The organism is Bacillus sp. DX4.1, assembly GCF_030348195.1.
In the GTDB taxonomy this organism is placed as follows: Bacteria; Bacillota; Bacilli; order Bacillales; family Bacillaceae_G; genus Bacillus_A.
The window spans coordinates 41536-59440 of record NZ_JAUCFT010000007.1 but is presented as its reverse complement, the minus strand read 5'-3'; the positions used below and the strand labels follow the sequence as shown (position 1 = coordinate 59440).

Sequence of the window (17905 nt, the reverse complement as noted above, 5' to 3'; positions counted from 1 at the left end):
TCGTGTGCATTATATTTCACATAGACCTTATATTGTATAAAACTTAGATTGGTTATATTTGTCTTCTCTATAGCAAATACTATTAAATAAAAAGTCTCTTTTTCTATTCTTTTTCATCCATCTTTTGCTTTAAATATGCAGCAATTTCTGTTTGTCCTCTTTCAATGGCGAATGCATAAGCATCCATATCTTTCATGTTGTCACCAGAGTTTTTTATAGATATATCTATATTATTCTCAACCAACAATTTAACAATCTCAAAATGACCGCCATATATTGCAGCAAACAGAGGATTTCTATCTGGTTCACTAGTATCAATCTCAACATTATGGTTAATGAGATATTCTGCAATATCTAAATGCCCTTTTGTAGCCGCTCTTTCAAGGGCATTTGTAGAAAAAGTTCCACCCTGTGCATGAATATCTATCCCAGCATTAATAAGATATTCTATTATTTCTAAATGCCCATAAGCTGCGGCTACATGTAACCATGTACCAAAGGGTGTCATCCATGTTAACATTTCTGGTTCTTTCTCAAGTAAATCTCTTAACGTATCCAATTGGCCACCTTTTATGGCACCTCTAATGTCTTTCGCAATTTGAGTCTTATCCATTTTAGTTTCTCCTTTAATTTTTATCTTCTAGAAGCAGCTTGTTTTCCAAGGTCTTCTAGTATTTCAACAATATCATCTAAGTCTCCACCTACCGCATCAACTGCTTTCAATTGATTTAATTTTTTTGTGTCCAAGATATTGACTCAAATCCATGTTTAAATTTTAATTTAGGAATTCAGATAATTTATAGTTTTATGGTAAAATTATACTCCTGATGTTAAAACTTCTTAAGAGTTTTTTAATCTATTCATTCCTTTAATAAAACTTAAAATGGAATCTTTACTTAACATCAAATTACTTAGGTATAGTAAAAAATCGAATTCATCCTCATCATCGCCAAAAGTTAAAACAAATGAACTTATATATGGCTTATATGTAATATCACATACAACCTTATCCATCATTTCCACCAAATCACGAAAACTCAAATTGTGCCGTAAGTACCATCTTACTGTTAACAAAATAATGTCCGGCTGATAATGTTTCCACTTAAATACATGTTGTTTTTCCATACTGATCACACACCTTTTTAGAGTCATACTATCAGTATGTCCAAGTTTAGGAGATTGCTTGCAGGAATCTTGGAGTTTTTGCACCAGAACCAGAAAACTACTTAAAACAAAGATTGACGAAAGATAATGATGCTGGAAATTTAATTTCTGATGATGAATTTTAATTTTTTCGCTCGATCATTCAATCTTGTATTACTTCAGTGTCGTTGTTTTTAGTTGTGTATTTTTTACATAATTAAAGTTGTTATATTGTCATTTTAGTTCCCTCATTTCTTATAAGGATTCACAAGTTCTTCGTCAAGATTCCCTAAATAAGAAATATATCATAGGGAAGCGTGTAGAACCTTGCTATAATGAAGATGCAGCTATAGCCTACTAATTGTTGAAGGAGATTAGAAATGGAAAAGATAAGAGATATTTTATTATCTAAAATAGATACGTTAAATGAAGACGATCAAAAAGTATTAAAGAAGTTGATTAGCAAATTGAAATCGTTCGCTCATACACCACTAAATAGAAAGCACTGTTTACGTATGAAACCTTTTATTGAATCCGAAGAGGTAACGAGACTTGTTGCCGATGTAATACAATCTTACGAATTAAAACTGATGCCGAATAGTTGTTTTAGCATGTATGACGCAATAGGCTATTATTATGGCATTTCATTGCTTACATGTTGTATAGCATTTGAAAAAGGTGATTTCAAACAAGCTTACTCTGTATTAGAAAATGAAGTTGTAAAAGAAAATGAAAAGAATGCTCTTGTAGCTGAGCGTGGTGGAGAAAATTATTATGTTATGGCACGCATACTTAATATTTTTAAGACGGACACAGAGAGTATAGATAGTCTGTTTACAAAACTATCAAATGTTAGCATACAATAAAATTTCTCTATTTACTGATTTGAATCATATTTATCAATCAACAATATAGATAAATATGGTAAAATAGTAATTGGATGGGAGTCCAAATACATATTCTTAAAATTAAGATGGTTCAAGTCGGAGAAAGGCACTCATTTCGAGTGCCTTTTCTTTTACATTAAAAAAGCCCCACACAAAGTAGGGATCAGGAACGAATGCTAATATAAATATTATCTACAATCTTACGAACAACAATATATTGCTTTGTCGGTTCTGTTGCAAAGTTCTCTAAACCACGTTACATTTTAGAAAAAATGAGTAGGAGCACGACAAGAGCCTCACGTACGATAAAAGGGATAGAAACGCTTCATGCCATATAAGCCGAAAAGACGAAGTCTTCAATTGGTATTATCCCTTTTAAGTAGACAGTGTAAAAAGACTACATTCTTAATGTGGAATGTTACACTATACTTGGAGGGGATATTTTTATGGCGAAAAAAGGAACAACATTCCGAAAATATACAGAGGCGTTTAAATTGAAAGCTGTACATTTGTATGAAAATGGCGGACGGAGTTATGATGCAATTGCTGAAGAACTAGGAATGACAAGTGCTACACCATTGAAAATGTGGGTAAAGCAAATTCGTAATGGTGAATCTGTTACAGATAAAAGAAACACGTATCTTTTGAGTACTAATGGTTGCTCACAACAGAAGTTTCAAAGTGTAGAAGAAGAGCGTGATTATTTAAAAGCACAAGTAGATTATTTAAAAAAGCAGTATCCAAATCTACATGGGGAGGGAAAATATCAAAAGTAAATCGTTTTCGTATACTTCATAAGCTACGTAAGATATATCCATTCAGGTGGCTAATTGAAATCGCGCAGGTATCCCGTTCGGGATATTATAAATGGTGTCGTACACACCAAAAACGCAAGATTCGTAAACAACAAGAACACATTTTAAAGGAACATATCATGGCGATTCATCGATCCTATCCTTTTTATGGTTATCTTCGCATACAAGTAGCACTTAGAAAAGAAGGGGTTTGTGTGAATCATAAACGTGTATATCGTTTAATGAGAGAACTAGGTATCAAATCTGTAATCCGAATCAAACGACGTTACTTTGGTACGAAGCCATCCGTTTTATATCCAAACCATGTAAATCGAAAATTTAAAACTGATAGACCTAACCGTATTTTTGTTACGGATATTACTTATTTATCCTGTCAAAATCGATTTTATTATTTATCTGTTATCCAAGATCTTTACAATAATGAGATTGTATCTTGGAAATTGTCTCATCGACATGATGTCTCTTTAGTTATAAATACAATAGATGAACTTGCACGGAAAAGGCCGATCCAAGACGCTATCCTGCATTCTGATCAGGGTTTTCAATACACTTCTAAGAACTATTCCCAATGTATAAAGGCTTACAATATGATAGGAAGTCATTCCCGTAAGGGAAATTGTTTAGATAATGCTTGTATCGAATCTTTCTTTTCTCATTTAAAAACAGAGACATCTTATTTTTCAGGGTGCCATTCAAAAGAACAATTGATCCAAGCTATTGAAAAATATATATGGTTCTACAATAATAAACGATTTCAAAAGAAATTAAACCAGTGTGCCCCGATTGAATATCGAAACACACTGGTAGCTTAGTCTTTTTCTGACTGTCTACTTGACAGGGGTAAGACCACAATCAGACTCCGTCTTTTCGGCTTATAACGAATTACAGAATTTATTAACGGTTTCATAAAATTTGACCACAATCTCCCTATGTCTCTATGTGTAAAAAAACTTTACAACAGAACGTAATAATTAAAAGAGGGACTGGTATAAGAGTCCCTTTTTTTAATTTGATTACTAAAATGTACTTTTTTGTTATGAGTGTTATAAATTATTCGCATTGCATTTTGGATGTGAATTTAAATATAAATAGAATCCAATGACCCATTTTTACACGTATCTCGGACATACCTGTATTACGAATTTTAAAAGAAGATTGAGATATCTCGGTTTTTTAAATTAACATAAAGATATAAATATTCTGTATTCACCCCGTGATGCAAGTACCTATTTTAAGTTCATCTCCTTAAGAGGATCAGACGATAATTCTAGCTTAAATACAAGCTTTATATTCTGTCATGATATTGTTGATGATTGTTTTGACTGGCAGAATCTCTTTGATTTCATGAACTCTTGCGCCAGCAAAAACAAGACCATTCTCACAATCACCATCCATTGATGTTATTAAAGAATCTAGCGTACAAAAACGATAAGAACAATTTTTTAGGCAATTAATGCACTTCTTTATTTTTATCTTTTTATCATCAGCTACCAGTTCAGTGAAGTTATTCTTAATAGCACGACCTTGGAGACCTACAGTTGTTTTGAGCAGTATAGTATCTTCCGGGCGGGCATGTACATATTTTTCTTTAAATGATAAAGGTGCGTCACACTCATTACTTGCAACGAATCTCGTCCCCATCTGTACTCCAGAGGCCCCCATACTTAAGGCACGAGCAAGATCTTTTCCGGTCATAATTCCTCCAGCAGCAATTACGGGAATTTTAACCGCTGCAACTACTTCAGGTAATATATCGAATAAAGGTCTTTCTGTTCCAAGGTGTCCCCCAGCTTCATGACCTTCTACAACAACTGCAGATGCACCCAGACGTTCAGATAATTTAGCAAGCTTCGCTGAAGAAACAATTGAAATAACTGGTATGCCGGCTTTTTTGCCCCAAGTATACATATCTCTTGAAATTCCAGCACCTGATATGATGAAATCAACTTTTTCTTCAATGGCCGCTTTCATTTTTTCAGCAAAATCATTCATCGCGAAAAGAACGTTTACTCCAATATAACCGGCATTATGTACCTTTTCCTTCGCCTTCCTTATATGTAGTCTCATTTCATCGATGGAAATTCCAGTTCCTGAGATAATCCCAATTCCTCCAGCATTTGCAACAGCAGATGCAAGTTTGCTTAATGAAATACCTACGCCCATACCTCCCTGCATAATTGGAACCTTTGGTATCATATGACCGATTTTTAACTGTGGAAAGTTCAAGTAAATACCCCATTTCATTACTATTTTTAGAGTGTACCTTTAAAGCATCCTTATTGTAGCACAGCGTTTCTAATAAACACTAGGTAATTAATACCTGATCCTAGTAGTTTGTTGTGTTTTTTGTTGTTTTTCACAAAATGTTCGAATAATATTCTATAAATCTTGAAACAATCCACAATGTACACTTTTATGAATAGATATGGAAGCATAGAAAATCATATTCGAAAAAATTACATTTAGAGTTTAAGGACATTCGTATAAGTTGAGGGTTTTTACAAAGTTTTTTATTAGCTGGATTTAAAAAGTGTCAAATTTGATTATTCCTTAAATGTTTTTTCACTCATCCCTAAATTAAAAACACTATAAAAAGGAATAAATATTTTTTCGTGATTCTTAGCATATTAAGAACATAGGCGGTGAAATGGTTCTGGTGCAAAAAATCTCTTAAACTTGGACATACTGATATTACTACTCTACAAAAGGTGTGTGATCAGTATGGAAAAGGAAAATGTATTCAAATGGAAGCATTACCAGCCTGAGATTATCCTTCTTACAGTGAGATGGTGGAAATGATGGAGGAACGGGGCTTATCCATTTCTCATACAACGATTATGCGTTGGGTTCATCAGTATGGTCCTGAATTGGACAAACGAATTCGTCGTCACCTCAAGCAAACCAATGACTCTTGGAGAGTCGATGAAACATATATCAAAGTTAAAGGACAATGAATGTATCAGTACCGTGCTGTTGATTCGAAAGGAAACACAATCGATTTTTTCCTAAGTAAAACAAGAGATCAGAAGGCTGCAAAGCGCTTTATAAAAAAGCGAATCCGTTCTATGCTAGGGTTCAAATTTTTTGACACAGCTACAACCATTCTTTCTAGAGTAGAAGCCATGCATATGATTAAAAAAGAACAAATTGATTCACGGGGCCAGTCTGTCCAAAAACAGAAAGAATTCATCCATCAATTGTTTGAACTTGCAGTATAAGATACGATTCCGTTAGGAATATATGCATCTTATTCTCTTTTTGCACCAAAACCAAAAAACCCCTATATAAATATCATAGGTGTTTTTCTTTATATCATTTGAATTATAATTCAATTTAATTTAGTATCAATGGATTTTAAGTTTTCAAGGATTAATTCAAGTTTTTCAGCTTTATAATTATCTGTCGCATCATTTTGATTAATAGCATAAAGCAGTCTCATTAAATCGTCTGCTAAGTTCCTAACCTCTTCGGTTTGAAACTCTTTAATATATTTCCCATTTCCATCTAAACCATAATGTGCAATTAAGTCTGCATACTTCGACATAAAATCTCCTCCATTAATTTAAAAGAATTTTATCACTAATGATGATGAACTATATGCTTTATAGTTTTCAGTATATCAGAGTATAATGAATATAAATCCTGACTAGGGAAAAAATGGCTTTGAATTTGCTGCACAACTAGGAATCATTTCTTACATAAGGAAGGGGTATAAGGGGTTATATGAAAAGAATGAAAAATGTAATGTTATTAGTGGTATGTTTCTTATTTTTGAGTGGCTGTAATTATGAGAATAAAGAAGAGGTAAAAAAATATATAAAAGAAAAACATGGAATTGATGTTGTTGTAACAGATTGGGGCGGTATAAATGAAGGGAATATGGGACATACATATCATACTGTTCAAGCAAAAAACAACAAAAATATTCAATTTCGAGTAGAGGTAGATGGCTTCTTTCATTCAACGATAAAAGGTGATGAATATCAATACGGAAAAAATACATATGAGGAATATAAGAAATTTAAACCAATTTTAAAAGAAATTAAAAAGTTAGGCTACGAGGAATTTGAAAAAGAAAATGTTCTTCAGTATATAGTTGATTATAATGAAGACAAACCAACTGATGAGTTGTTATTAACTTTAAAAACGAGTAACAAGATTGATTATAGTCAATTTGAATCAGCAGAATTAGATCGTTTATATGCTCTATTCCAACTCATTCAGAAGAGTAATAGAAAGATAACAGAACTTGAAATTAAGGATCATAATGGTGAATCTATAGGTCTCCCTTTTAAAAATGTGCAAAAAGTTATAACGAAAGAAGAACTGCTATTAACAATGAAAAACACTTTAGACAGTTATTGGACATATTTGATTCAAACTCAAACAAAAGTAGGTGACAGATTAAAAGAAATTCAAAACGACCATTTTGTAATTGAAGGTATTACTTGTCCACATCCGAAAGACGGAGAGTGTCCGGAGTATGAGGTGACTTTAGTTATTAATGACAGTAGTATGCAATTTAAAAACAATCCCCATTTAATTGAGGATCTGACAAAGGTGACCACTATCCTTAAAGAGGAACTATATAATAAAGAATTTACCATATATTTAACCAACAAGGATGGAACAAGAATGAAAGCCTGGATATCATCAGAAGAAATCCAAAAAAGTAATAGCATCGAAGAACTTGTAAAAGAACGGTATCCTGAGGAATAAATCTAAAGCACTTTTTACGTTTGTTATTTGGTGTGAAAGCATGATATAAGTTAGTAAAATAAATTATTTGTATTAAGAGTGTAAGAGCATGTTTCTATTTAGCCCCCTAATGAATTTGGACACCTGTTAAGAGTGGTTTTATACTTAAGGTAGCCAAAAATGAAGGGGGGCTTTTTGATGCAAAGAAGAAAACATTCTGCAGAATTCAAACAACAGGTGGTACAAGAGGTGATTGATACCGGAAATAGAGCTTTAGTGGCAAGGCGTTATGAACTTAGTCCTAACCTTGTAAGCAAATGGGTGAAAGCTTTTCAAGAAAGCAGATCTTTAAATACTTCCAGTGTTCAAGAAGGAGTTTCCCCTTCAGAACTTAAACAACTAGAGGCAGAAAACGACCAGCTTAAAAAGTTATTAGGCGAAAAAGACCTAGAAATTTCTATTCTTCGTGACGTGCTAAAAAAGAAGAACCCTCACTTACTGAAACGCTTGAAGTAGCGGACGAGTGGATTGCGAAAGGCTATTCTGTGCGTAAAGTCTTAAAGATTTTAGGGGTTTCCCCTTCTACGTACTATTATCAGCGTAAAAGAGAAGAAAAATCTGTGAGTGAGGGGCGACCAATTCCAGGTTATTCATGTACTAGGAAAGGAAAAAAGATACCCGATGAGCAAATACAGGAATGGTTGATGGAGCTAATTTCCGGTGAAGCTGGTATCTATGGCTATCGAAAGTTATGTCTTCTCCTTCAAAAAATATATGAATTAAAGATTAACAAAAAGAAAGTGTATCGGTTGTGTAAAGAACTTGATATCTTACAACCGCAACGAGAAATAAAGCTTCGATATCCAAGGAAACTTTCGCGGAACAGAATCATCACGGGGGCTAATCAGCTTTGGGAAACAGATATCAAATACGGGTATATTGAAGGCGAAGAGCGTTTCTTTTTTATCCTGTTCCTTATCGATGTATATGATCGTTCCATTATTGATTATCATATTGGTTTACAGTGCACTGGCTGTGACGCTGGTCAGCTCGTTCAACGTGCTTTGTTTAAACGGCAACAGTTTGATGAAGGATCAAAGCCAGTTATTCGAACAGATAACGGCCCACAATTTATTTCATTAACATTTCAGAAGGCATGTGAAACATTCCAAATTGAGCACGAACGGATTCCACCGAGAACACCAAATATGAATGCCCATATCGAGTCATTTCATCGTTTACTAGAGTATGAATGTTTAAGAAGATTCGTGTTTGGATCTTATGCGGAAGCTTATGGTGAAGTAGCTAAGTACATGGATTTTTACAATAATCGTCGAATCCATTCCAGTATTTTAGACTTATCACCAAACGATTTCTATCAACGCATTCAAAAAGAAAAGTTAAAAATTAACGAAGTGCGGGTTTGAGGTGAGAGAATTTTCTTACCTCAAATGAAATATTGAGTAATTCTATGAAATAACGAGTTAAGAGTAGTATGTGTCCAAAATTAGGGGGTTAATCCGGTATCTCCTCTTTCAGGATCTGCAACAAAAATTTTATCAACCCATTTTTTCATTCGTTCAACATCATTTAATAAAATAGAGATATCCAAAATACTCCATATTATTAAAAAGCTCTCGTCATAAGTTACCTTATCACTTGGAAGTTCTCCCCATGCTTGCTCCAATAAAAAAACAGACTCTTCTAAATTTCCATTATCAAACTCTTCATTACTCTTATCCATTAACCCTTGTATATAGACACCTTTTTCACCTGTTATACATAAGCCATTACTATCTACCTCCTCATCGTTCAAGTTGAAATAAGCCTTCTACGTATATCAATAAACGTCTATATCATTTTCAACACTTGTTCCTTCACATTTTCGTCAAACTTAGCTCCTTCTACATTTGCTCCTGTCCAATCTACATTGTCAAGTTTAGCGTTAGTAAAATCCGCCCCCATAAAATTTCCACTACGAAGGATAGCACCCGTTAATTCTGCATTTGTAAAATCGACATTTCTAGCATCTACTTCTGATAAATTTGCATCTTCTAAATACGCTTTTTCAAAGTTTCCTTCTGTAAGATTCGCGTTGCTGAAATCCGTTCCCGTACAGTCGGCCTGTTCCGCATCGATTCCTGACAAATTTGCATGGCGAAAAGTAGCATGATTTAAAATTGTTCCAACTAATTCTCCATATGAAAAATCAACTTCATCAAAACAAGTTTCGAAGCAACTACTTATATTTACCTTTGCATATTTCATATTTGCTTTAGAAAAATCCGCTTCACCAAACCTACAATCTGCAATGTTGATTTCCTCTAAATTACAACTTCTAAAGTCAGCCAGCTCAAAATCACAATCACGAAACGCTGCTCCCATTAATGAGGAAGCCCTTAACATAACTCGTTTTGCCATAATACGCTTTCCCATTACCTCTGACAGGTCTGAAAAAGTAAGGTCTAAATCACTCATATCTAACTGATCGATAATCTCATCATTGTATTGAGATCTATTTAATATTTCCATGACTCTTATTCTATCATTATTATTCTCATTCATGATTACAATCACCTTTCATTTATCTTTTTAGATACTCCTTCCAAGCAACATTTGGAGAAAAGGTAACACCCATCCGATCCTCATCAAAACTTGGTATAGCTATAACTTGAGCTGGTTCTAAATATTTCATGACATGTAACCAACTATCAAGTAATATGTCACCATCAGCCTCTAATGGGTTATTTAAAAGATCCATGCGAATACCACCCCAATTCAGTTCTGATACTACAGCTGGACTATTTAGTAATAATTCCTTATCAAACATCTCTAAAATATGACCACTAAAGTATGTTCTAGCTCCTAGCCCCAAGGGACCGTTGGGAAGAAACCTGACTGGTATAGGTAGCGAAGATATATTCATCAGCATATATAAACGTTCGCGTTCCGTATTCCACGGATAGGGTACTGGCCAACAAATTTGCGCCACTCCATAACGTGGTTTCACAATTTTTGCAATTTGGTCAGATAACTCAAAAAAAGCTGGCCATAATTTTTTTGGTATAGATTTATGAAACTCAAACTTTAAAAATGAGCCATGGCTCAAGTTAACTTCAAAACTCCCTCTATAGTTAACAGATTTATCACGATAGAGGTGAACTTCAGATACTCTACGCTCCGAAATCACTTTTTCAATAATTTCCTCACGATTATATTCTACCCGTACCGTTTCACAGTTGCCCCAATGAGTAGGAGTAAATTTTTCATTTGACTCAAACACATCCAAAATACGCCCTAGTATCTCTTCCTGATTAAAAGATACTGTGGGATACATTGCAATTGAAAAATAATTAGGTTTCATTTATATCCTCCTTAATACTAAAAAATAAAGTTACATAATAATTTATATTTATAATTTTTTCCATCTACCTCCACCAGGTAGAATTGGGTTAGCCTCCCATATGCGAGTCACTTTACCACTACTTGGGTCAGTATAGTAAACATCACTATCTTTACCTAAAGGCCCACTTGGTCTTGGCTTAGGAGGAATCCCATTTAAATCAGGTTTATCGCTTGATATTGTCACAACATGACTTCCATCTTTATCTTCGAGCATTTCTCTTTCAGCTCGCATTTGCCTGTCGTTATGAACAGTTTGGTCTTTTTCACCCATTTTGTGTTTGTGATCATGAACCAAATCAATTTCACCCTTATCATTACGCCCAATGCTATCTGGACGCGTAAGATGCCCTTCACTAGATGTATACGTAACAACATCACCAGTGTTATTGTTCCCTAATTTACGTTCTAAAAGGTTCCCTCTTATAATTTCAATTATATAATTTTAAAGATTTATTTTATCTATGATTTATAAAAAAACATTTTACTGTCTTATCACAAATATAGCACTTGATGTATATAGACATTGCTATAAGCTTAATTTTCTTTCTCTAAAACACTAGCTTTTATTCTGTGCTTTAATTATTTCCATACCCTTCATAAATTTCTTAATAGAATCCTCATTCTTCATTAATCCACTTAAGTATAACAATACATCAAATTCTTCAGGGTCTGCATCATAATATATCATTCCTGGATCGATAAAAGGCTCATAAACTATATTACATATATTTTGTCCCCCTATTTGTACACTAAAACATCTTTCCAATTTGGAAATATAACTATTTGTACAAATTAGATCGTCTACAGATGTTTCAAATGATTTTCCATTGTAGAAAAAAAATAGTTTGTTATCTTTAACATAAATACCAACTACCTGTCCATCTTCACTAAATCCTCCGACACCTTGTCTAACCAACTGTACTTTGTTTTTTTCAACTATTGAATATCCGCTAGGTTCTAATATGATATATGTCCCTATCTTGGGGTAATTATTCATTATTATCATAAGTTCCCCCTCCTAATGCTCTAATCCTAATAGTGTATTTATTACATCATCTTTTTGCATTGATTTTTGCGTTATAATTTTTCATACTTGTTCATCCCTTTCATAAATTCCTTTATCAATGTATGAATCTTTTATCTTATTAAACATACTCTCCGCCGTTGATCCTATTGGATTATCGCATTTTTTATATTTCTTTTCTCTAAACCGGCTATTTCCTCAGCATGTGATCTATATTTTTTTCCATTTTTTCAACAAGCTGATACAGCTTTTCATTTTCGGATTTTTTATATTTTAATCCGCTATTTCAAAAATAATTACGGCATTAGTTTGTTTATATGCATTTTGACAATCAGTTATATAATCATACTATTCTAAAGCAAAAGGGTTATCCCATAAGTCCATTTCACCTGTTCATAAGGTAATCCTTTTTATTTTAATTATTAAATCATCACGTTATTAATTACATTTAGAAATTCACCATCTATCATCAACAGTTATTATATATCGATAAATTCCAATAAATTCTAATTGGCTATTTTTAAATTTAACCTTTGTTTCACACTTTCACGTTACCTATAGTTTATCGCCACGAACTTTGTCATTCTCGTTAGTTTGTTAGCAATTCCAAGTCCTAACTACCTCTGCCATATAAAATGTCATCTCACCCATTTCTCGTTCTTATTCCGTTCCTCCAAGTATTAAAACGCTACTCCATGATGGTACAACCTTCATGAGTTATGAATTTCAAGAAAGTAACGTTCATGTTGCACTTACATAATTCCTTTATTTCTTTTTTTGTGCACTTGCTTTATGCACCAGTGTATTTCCGCCTTTATTACTACGAGTTTTGTCATTCTCGTGTGTAAATATAAATCGATTCTTAAGATTGTCGTTTTATATAAATAGCACTGCAACCAATCTCGTACGTCTGCTTACTAAAATGAGCTTCAAAGCAAATGTAAAAAGAAAGACCTTGACTGAATTAAGCACTCAATCAAGGTCTTAAATTAATTAAAAATCTAATTCTTTCTCATTTCCCTCATAATCTACTAACATTGAACCCTCTTCTAAAACATCCATAATCCACTCTTCAAAACCACTCCAAGTACGTGAAACTGATTTACTTTCATTATCCCATTGAATAACTTCAGCATCTTGGTCATTATTTGTTATTAAGTAGAAGCAGATAGAATCACCATAATTAAGGTCTGCAATAATTAATAAATTATCATCATCCCTGGACATCTACGATCTTTCCTAAATGATTCATTAATGTATGAAGTACCTTTTTTCTTTTGTCCTAAAGCAGGATAAAAAATCTCTGATAGTACAGTTCCAGGAATAAATAATTCCCCTTAGTAGAATCCCCTCTCCCGCCACTTTTCGGATCAGGCGGCGGAGAATTCCCCCTAAAATGATCAAGATTCCTATTTTCAGGAGTTGTATCTCCTTTTCCTTTACCGCCTTTCCCTATTCCCATAAACATAAGAACGGATGAAAGGTATATTCCCGTCTTTTGTTGAATATAGCCTGCTGCGGCTTCCGTGCCTACCTCAACGGCAACTTCGGTGCTTGCATTAATTTAGTCAATCCAAGCTTTTCTGCTGCAGCCTTCATTAAACCCTTGATTTCAAGCAGGTCTTTAGCTACTTTTTCCTTAACAATCTTAGCCCCTGTCACTACTGGACCCTTAACGGAATTGATCATTTTTAGGGCATATTTCAGACTGTTTTGGGCGAGCTAGCTTGCAGTACTGGCCATATTCATGAGAAATCCAGGGTTTTCGACTGAGCTCTTCGGCATTTTAGAGAAGGCTTTTCCGACGCCTTTAGCTAGACATATTGCTTTGTTAGCTTGTTCAGATAACGATGCCAAGCCATATTGAAATACAAAGGATTGCCATCGAGCTTGTATTGAATGAGCAATGAGTTGAGCGTTTCCCATTCAAGTCTTTCCCAGCTTTGCTTCGACTCCTGTTCTTCTTGGAATCGTTTAGCTTGGATTTTCTGCCGTTTTCTTCGCCGCTGCTCTTCTTCCCATTGTGCTGTGGTTACAATTCGTCCATCATCCGTCAGACATAAATCGCACAGCGCTTGCCTTTTACTTTCTACATTCTTGAACATCGTAATATTTCCATTTTCAGCCATGTGGTCGTCCTCTCTCTTTGTCTTTTGCAATTTAGCTATATTAAACGCAAAGGAGGAGGATTTTTTAACAATCATCTGCAAAGACAAAACGCCAATTGTGCGTTCGGTGTTTTGTCCTCTAATTCTTGTCATTTACTTCATGTATATTTTCACTTCGTACTTGCTGATTTTCTTTCCCATTACTGCTTCTGATTACTTCTGTATTATCTTTTCCCGTTCAACGTTCTTATTATATAAATATTCAGATTTGGAGCAAGTGTAACATGTTCATGCGAAAAGTTTTAAATAACTTTGCAAGAACATGAACGATCCGTAACACATGATGTTATTACAATCGTACATGGCCAAAAATAGCACATTCTAGATGGCTATGCAATCTTGATATTAACTTATAAGGAAACCTTGACCGGAGTCAAGGTTGAAGACGTACAATCTTAGGTCTATCTATAATACTTGATACACCTTTCTTGGAAAGGGATTCTATCATCGAGCAGCACTTCTTCTTGCAGCAATTTTGTTATATTCTCTATTTTTACAATGAATAGTGCGAAGAAGTCGCCCGAATTTGGATATGAAAATAGTCCATACCCCTTTGGTGACAGTATTTTGTTGGCCTCCTTGATCTTTTCAGGTAAAAATTCATAATTAAATGCTTCTAATTTCTCGAGTTCTTCTTGTGTTGCTAATTCAATTTGGTGGGCAAATTCGTAATCAAGAATAAAATTGACAATTTCTTGGTATTGCTCACCTTTATAGTCAACGTATAAAAACTGTTTCGTCGTCAATCCATATTTTAATAGATCTTCATGTAAGTCATAACTTCCTTGTTCCTTCAAAAACGTTTCCAAATCCTTGCTATCAGGAAATATATTCTGCGCTATCCCTTGATCAGGCATATTAGCTTCCTCCCTTTTATTGAAATAATTCTCCATGCTTGTTAGGAATATATTCCGGGTAGTTTTTACGATAAAATTGATCGATCATCTGAAGCACGGGGTCCCATTCAGGGTATGGCTCACGTTCTCCAAATACCATTTTCGCTTCTGGAGTATTCATCAGAAAATTATCGATTTGAGTAGGTACTGGCAACCCTAGTTGTTTCCTTACATGGATCAAGAATAAGATTTCAAAAGGATAAAATCCGTATCCGAAATCGCCAAATTCACCTAGCTGTCCGATTTCAGAAGCTAATGCAGAATGATACTGAGACATTATCGAAATTAGATGTTCTATTTCTTCTAAATCACCAGTCGACCAACGTCCCAGCACTTCATCATAAATGTTCAGGTCTTCAGGGATTGCGTCGCATCGCAGTTCAGCTTCCTCAAACTTATTTTTCACGGCTAGATGCAATTTTTTATTCGTTCCCATGATGGTTTTATTTTTATACTGCAAGTACAGCTCTAGCAAAAACCAAATATGTCTGTTCTCTTCATTGGCATCCATTAAATGTCCACCGAAGTGATGAGCCATAAAATCATATAATATATTTTCTTCTTTCTCCCATCCATACATTGCAAAATGAACTAATGTGAGGACGACTTCGCTAAACGAATATTCCAAGATCATCCCAGGATACCTGATTGTATAGAGATCCTGTCCCATGCACTGGTAAAATAAAACCTTCTGCATGTTCTTTAATCCTTCTGCATTGTTTCCACCGCTGATCAATACATCGTTTTTCCAAAGTGACAAGTAATATGAGGAAATTTTGCCTAGATTTATTAATAGTATGTGATCTTTCTCTGTTTCATTTTGCTCAACGATTTTCTCAATCTTTCTTCTACTGACATTATATTTATCTTTAACATCTTCAAATTTGATTCCATCCACAAAATTTTTGCTATATCTTTTAAAAGCCATTTCTAACTTTTTTTGGTTTATCATTGCATCCTCCCTATGAATTAATCTATTTCCTTATTCCAGTCTTTTACCCTTAACTCATCAACGCCATAACATATTAATAATAGTGTGTTTATTACATCATCTTTTTACATCGATTGTTGAATTATAATTTTCTATATTTATTCATCTGATTTACAAACTTCTTTATCTATATATTCAATATTTCATATTATTAAACATAATCTCAGCTGTTGTTCCTATTGGATTACCGTATCTTTTAATATTTCTTTCCTCTAAACCAGCTCTCTCCTCAACAATCATATTTCCCCTTGCTGTAATTTTTGCCGTAATGATTTTTATAGTTTTCAAGAAAAAATCACTTCTAGATTTATTCAGAAGTGCTTATACTATTACTTATTTAATATTATATTTTTCTTTGATTTTCATCAACAACTCTTCAATAATCTCTTTCTTTTCAGGATTTTTTCCTATATAAAATTCACATGCAACACTTAAATACTGGTACAATTGATCATAATTCACAATATCGTAGTCATTATCACCATCGCCAGAATAAAATAAAACTTTATTTTGTCCAAAATACTCCTCATCATCTTGTTCATATTCATCTGAATAAATTACTCCATTATATTCCCGACGCTCTCCCTCTTTACTTTTAAAATCTTCTAAGTGTTGTAGGAAGTTACGTCCATTTACATATATATTCAAAACATCAATAACTGCCTCTTTATTCAAATTTCTCTGTTTCATTTTCTCAATAAATTCTTCATATACGTTCATACTAATCCACCCAATCTAATACTGGATAAGCATTCTCTATCTCTCCAGTTTCTGAATTCATAATACCTTCAAATTTTAAGTTTTTTCCATTATAGTCTGTTTGGCCTTGTATTTTTATCTTTTTTTGTTTTAATAGTGGAATCTCTCTTTTATTGTTTAAACCTTCTTCCATAGCCTTTTTGCTTAAAGCTATTATTTCATCATTTGAAATAATTTTTGGATTATACACTGTCTTTTTATACACTTTATCTCCATTAGGTATTACTTTGTATTCACCTGTCCCATTTTTCCCTGTATAATCCATTTTTTCGTATTTTACTTTATATTCTATATCAAAAATTCCATCTATATCTGGATGTTCCTTTTTAACAACAGATCCCAACTCATATTTGTTAGAGCTACTATTAAAATAATTTTTAAACTCATCATAATTATGTCCACCACTAATACCTTTACGTTCAGTAAACTTTTCAACTGGTCCTGTTGTATGTTCAACATAGTAACCTTCTTTAAATTTAAGATTCCCCGTACCCTTAGCAAGAGAAGCCTCAACACTCTTGATCTTATCATCTATAATCTTACTACTCTCTGTATGATGCTTATTGACCCATTCGGTAACCTTTCCTGGGCCACCGCCTTGCTTCGCTGCCAATGCACCGTTTCCAGCTGGTTCAAAGCCCTTGAAGGAAGCTAATACATGATCCACACCCTCGGCCATTTTTCCGCCAAGCTGATACATCTTGTCATTTCCGAATTTTTCTACTTTTTTACTTGCTAGTTTTAGATAATCTAGCTATCAGTTTTCTCATATTATACTTAAGTAATACAATGAAAGGTTTAAAAAATAAAGAAAATCCACAGTTAAAAAATCTTCTACTGTGGATTCTTATATTTATTTCTCTTGATAATGCACCATATCGTATGGATAATGTTAGGCATCTTTCAAAGTTGAATTAGATCGAGACTTAACACATTCTATCGTGCCAGCCGTATCATTAAAGTATTTTTTCATTATTCACAAATAATTCTTATTATACAAAATATAAAATTGTCAATAAAAATCATCAATTTTACACTTTCGATAAATTACTAAAATTTATATTTTTCAACTTAACTTTTCAAACTCATTATAAATCTAGTTATACCACACCTTACAAA

The 17905-nt window shown here is 33.6% G+C and carries 21 protein-coding genes and 3 pseudogenes; 6 read left to right on the top strand and 18 right to left on the bottom strand.

All coding sequences use genetic code 11. The features are described from left to right. Positions 1-103: 103 nt before the first annotated feature. The 3 genes and pseudogenes from QUF99_RS02345 to QUF99_RS02340 form a co-directional block, all read right to left on the bottom strand. Positions 104-613, bottom strand: coding sequence for an ankyrin repeat domain-containing protein (locus QUF99_RS02345; protein WP_289368475.1), 510 nt, complete (start codon positions 611-613; stop codon positions 104-106). 227 nt (positions 614-840) lie between these two features. Next, positions 841-1023, bottom strand: a pseudogene (locus tag QUF99_RS28670) (hypothetical protein); the annotation flags it as partial. Next, positions 1006-1125 (bottom strand): annotated as a pseudogene (locus QUF99_RS02340) (IS6 family transposase); the annotation flags it as partial. The pseudogenes QUF99_RS28670 and QUF99_RS02340, both read right to left, overlap by 18 nt. Before the next feature lie 398 nt (positions 1126-1523). Between QUF99_RS02340 and QUF99_RS02335 the strand changes: the two are divergent. Together QUF99_RS02335 and QUF99_RS02330 are read left to right on the top strand one after the other, a co-directional pair. After that, the gene (locus QUF99_RS02335; protein WP_289368474.1) at positions 1524-2009 is read left to right on the top strand and encodes a hypothetical protein; all 486 of its coding nucleotides are present in this window, start codon (positions 1524-1526) and stop codon (positions 2007-2009) included. Between the two features lie 467 nt (positions 2010-2476). Then, positions 2477-3657, top strand: a protein-coding gene (locus QUF99_RS02330) for an IS3 family transposase (RefSeq protein WP_289368472.1) whose coding sequence is annotated in 2 segments (ribosomal slippage) — positions 2477-2768 and positions 2768-3657 — 1182 coding nt in all. Because the reading frame shifts where the segments join, the coding sequence is not laid out codon by codon here. A 460-nt stretch (positions 3658-4117) separates the two neighbouring features. Here QUF99_RS02330 and QUF99_RS02325 read toward each other — a convergent pair. After that, entirely contained in the window at positions 4118-5089 is a 972-nt protein-coding gene (locus QUF99_RS02325) for an NAD(P)H-dependent flavin oxidoreductase (RefSeq protein WP_289368471.1), read from the bottom strand. Between the two features lie 477 nt (positions 5090-5566). Between QUF99_RS02325 and QUF99_RS02320 the strand changes: the two are divergent. Beyond that, positions 5567-6063: pseudogene (locus QUF99_RS02320) on the top strand (IS6 family transposase). A gap of 110 nt (positions 6064-6173) precedes the next feature. Here the strand turns inward: QUF99_RS02320 and QUF99_RS02315 are convergent. Continuing rightward, positions 6174-6389, bottom strand: coding sequence for a hypothetical protein (locus QUF99_RS02315; RefSeq protein WP_289368470.1), 216 nt, complete (start codon positions 6387-6389; stop codon positions 6174-6176). Between the two features lie 179 nt (positions 6390-6568). Here QUF99_RS02315 and QUF99_RS02310 point away from each other — a divergent pair, with 179 nt between their 5' ends. The 3 genes from QUF99_RS02310 (at position 6569) to QUF99_RS02300 (ending at position 8970) form a co-directional block, all read left to right on the top strand. Further along, positions 6569-7564 (top strand): hypothetical protein, encoded by a 996-nt coding sequence (locus tag QUF99_RS02310; RefSeq protein WP_289368468.1) that lies wholly within the window; start codon positions 6569-6571, stop codon positions 7562-7564. Positions 7565-7741: 177 nt separating this feature from the next. Next, positions 7742-8059, top strand: coding sequence for a transposase (locus QUF99_RS02305; protein WP_289368250.1), 318 nt, complete (start codon positions 7742-7744; stop codon positions 8057-8059). An 11-nt stretch (positions 8060-8070) separates the two neighbouring features. Next, a complete protein-coding gene (locus QUF99_RS02300) occupies positions 8071-8970 on the top strand; it encodes an IS3 family transposase (protein ID WP_289368648.1) in 900 nt (299 codons plus the stop codon). Between the two features lie 80 nt (positions 8971-9050). Here the strand turns inward: QUF99_RS02300 and QUF99_RS02295 are convergent, their stop codons facing one another. The 13 genes from QUF99_RS02295 to QUF99_RS28665 form a co-directional block, all read right to left on the bottom strand. After that, the gene (locus QUF99_RS02295) at positions 9051-9359 is read right to left on the bottom strand and encodes a hypothetical protein (RefSeq protein ID WP_289368467.1); all 309 of its coding nucleotides are present in this window, start codon (positions 9357-9359) and stop codon (positions 9051-9053) included. A gap of 35 nt (positions 9360-9394) precedes the next feature. Further along, complete coding sequence (locus tag QUF99_RS02290; protein WP_289368466.1) at positions 9395-10108, bottom strand: pentapeptide repeat-containing protein; 714 nt, start codon at positions 10106-10108, stop codon at positions 9395-9397. 19 nt (positions 10109-10127) lie between these two features. Then, entirely contained in the window at positions 10128-10907 is a 780-nt protein-coding gene (locus tag QUF99_RS02285) for a hypothetical protein (RefSeq protein WP_289368465.1), read from the bottom strand. 48 nt (positions 10908-10955) lie between these two features. Next, positions 10956-11243 (bottom strand): hypothetical protein, encoded by a 288-nt coding sequence (locus tag QUF99_RS02280; protein WP_289368464.1) that lies wholly within the window; start codon positions 11241-11243, stop codon positions 10956-10958. Between the two features lie 261 nt (positions 11244-11504). Continuing rightward, positions 11505-11954, bottom strand: coding sequence for a hypothetical protein (locus QUF99_RS02275; RefSeq protein WP_289368462.1), 450 nt, complete (start codon positions 11952-11954; stop codon positions 11505-11507). 1011 nt (positions 11955-12965) lie between these two features. After that, the gene (locus QUF99_RS02270) at positions 12966-13199 is read right to left on the bottom strand and encodes an SMI1/KNR4 family protein (RefSeq protein WP_289368460.1); all 234 of its coding nucleotides are present in this window, start codon (positions 13197-13199) and stop codon (positions 12966-12968) included. Between the two features lie 303 nt (positions 13200-13502). Next, complete coding sequence (locus QUF99_RS02265; protein WP_289368458.1) at positions 13503-13634, bottom strand: hypothetical protein; 132 nt, start codon at positions 13632-13634, stop codon at positions 13503-13505. Between the two features lie 152 nt (positions 13635-13786). Next, positions 13787-14101 (bottom strand): hypothetical protein, encoded by a 315-nt coding sequence (locus QUF99_RS02260; RefSeq protein ID WP_289368457.1) that lies wholly within the window; start codon positions 14099-14101, stop codon positions 13787-13789. Between the two features lie 440 nt (positions 14102-14541). Beyond that, a complete protein-coding gene (locus tag QUF99_RS02255) occupies positions 14542-14997 on the bottom strand; it encodes a DUF6630 family protein (protein WP_289368455.1) in 456 nt (151 codons plus the stop codon). Between the two features lie 16 nt (positions 14998-15013). After that, on the bottom strand, positions 15014-15988 hold the full coding sequence (locus QUF99_RS02250; RefSeq protein WP_289368453.1) for a hypothetical protein: 975 nt from the start codon (positions 15986-15988) through the stop codon (positions 15014-15016). A gap of 174 nt (positions 15989-16162) precedes the next feature. Next, positions 16163-16315 (bottom strand): hypothetical protein, encoded by a 153-nt coding sequence (locus tag QUF99_RS02245; protein WP_289368452.1) that lies wholly within the window; start codon positions 16313-16315, stop codon positions 16163-16165. A 45-nt stretch (positions 16316-16360) separates the two neighbouring features. Beyond that, positions 16361-16747, bottom strand: a complete 387-nt coding sequence (cdiI, locus tag QUF99_RS02240; RefSeq protein WP_289368451.1) for a ribonuclease toxin immunity protein CdiI — start codon at positions 16745-16747, stop codon at positions 16361-16363. A gap of 1 nt (position 16748) precedes the next feature. Then, on the bottom strand, positions 16749-17486 hold the full coding sequence (locus tag QUF99_RS28665; protein ID WP_289368450.1) for a CdiA family toxin C-terminal domain-containing protein: 738 nt from the start codon (positions 17484-17486) through the stop codon (positions 16749-16751). Positions 17487-17905: the final 419 nt, after the last annotated feature.

Bases quoted from the DNA above. Each gene is read 5' to 3' on its own strand.
- QUF99_RS02345 (WP_289368475.1), bottom strand. From the start codon at position 613: ATGGATAAGACTCAAATTGCGAAAGACATTAGAGGTGCCATAAAAGGT.
- QUF99_RS02335 (WP_289368474.1), top strand. From the start codon at position 1,524: ATGGAAAAGATAAGAGATATTTTATTATCTAAAATAGATACGTTAAAT.
- QUF99_RS02325 (WP_289368471.1), bottom strand. From the start codon at position 5,089: ATGAAATGGGGTATTTACTTGAACTTTCCACAGTTAAAAATCGGTCAT.
- QUF99_RS02315 (WP_289368470.1), bottom strand. From the start codon at position 6,389: ATGTCGAAGTATGCAGACTTAATTGCACATTATGGTTTAGATGGAAAT.
- QUF99_RS02310 (WP_289368468.1), top strand. From the start codon at position 6,569: ATGAAAAGAATGAAAAATGTAATGTTATTAGTGGTATGTTTCTTATTT.
- QUF99_RS02305 (WP_289368250.1), top strand. From the start codon at position 7,742: ATGCAAAGAAGAAAACATTCTGCAGAATTCAAACAACAGGTGGTACAA.
- QUF99_RS02290 (WP_289368466.1), bottom strand. From the start codon at position 10,108: ATGAATGAGAATAATAATGATAGAATAAGAGTCATGGAAATATTAAAT.
- QUF99_RS02285 (WP_289368465.1), bottom strand. From the start codon at position 10,907: ATGAAACCTAATTATTTTTCAATTGCAATGTATCCCACAGTATCTTTT.
- QUF99_RS02275 (WP_289368462.1), bottom strand. From the start codon at position 11,954: ATGATAATAATGAATAATTACCCCAAGATAGGGACATATATCATATTA.
- QUF99_RS02270 (WP_289368460.1), bottom strand. From the start codon at position 13,199: ATGTCCAGGGATGATGATAATTTATTAATTATTGCAGACCTTAATTAT.
- QUF99_RS02260 (WP_289368457.1), bottom strand. From the start codon at position 14,101: ATGGCTGAAAATGGAAATATTACGATGTTCAAGAATGTAGAAAGTAAA.
- QUF99_RS02255 (WP_289368455.1), bottom strand. From the start codon at position 14,997: ATGCCTGATCAAGGGATAGCGCAGAATATATTTCCTGATAGCAAGGAT.
- QUF99_RS02250 (WP_289368453.1), bottom strand. From the start codon at position 15,988: ATGATAAACCAAAAAAAGTTAGAAATGGCTTTTAAAAGATATAGCAAA.
- cdiI (WP_289368451.1), bottom strand. From the start codon at position 16,747: ATGAACGTATATGAAGAATTTATTGAGAAAATGAAACAGAGAAATTTG.
- QUF99_RS28665 (WP_289368450.1), bottom strand. From the start codon at position 17,486: ATGTATCAGCTTGGCGGAAAAATGGCCGAGGGTGTGGATCATGTATTA.